This is a genomic window from Micromonospora sp. M51, from assembly GCF_018070305.1.
GTDB lineage: Bacteria > Actinomycetota > Actinomycetes > Mycobacteriales > Micromonosporaceae > Micromonospora > Micromonospora parva.
Genome location: NZ_JAGPXZ010001524.1, coordinates 1 through 436, shown reverse-complemented (window position 1 = coordinate 436; position 436 = coordinate 1). Strand labels below are relative to the sequence as shown.

The 436-nt window shown below is 70.6% G+C and carries 1 pseudogene; it reads left to right on the top strand.

Going from position 1 to position 436, the window contains the following annotated elements:
* Window positions 1–49 precede the first annotated feature (49 nt).
* Window positions 50–436: pseudogene (locus KBX53_RS35780) on the top strand (hypothetical protein); the annotation flags it as partial.

Sequence of the window (436 nt, the reverse complement as noted above, 5' to 3'; positions counted from 1 at the left end):
GCTGGTCGAGGGCCAGCGCCTGGGTTGGCCGGCCTGGACGTTCGTCTCGATGGCAGCAGCGCTGCCCGCGCTGGCCGCCTTCGCGGCATGGGAGTTGCGCCGCGCCCGGCGCGCCCAGGTTCCGCTGGTGAGCATGCGCCTGTTCGCCCACCGCTCGTTCTCCGCCGGCGTCGGCATCAGCCTCTGCTACTTCGCGGGCTTCATCGGCCTGCTCTTCGCACTCTCGCTGCACCTGCAGATCGGTCTGGAGAAGTCCGCCCTGACGACCGGCCTGATCCTGCTGCCGTTCTCGTTCGGCACGCTCGTCGGCGCGGCCATCTCCGACAACGTCGCCCGTGCCCTCGGCCGGGGCGTCCTGATGCTGGGCGCGGGCATCGTGATCGTGGGCATGGTGGGCATCATCGCCACGATCCACTGGTGGGGCTCCGGCCTCGAA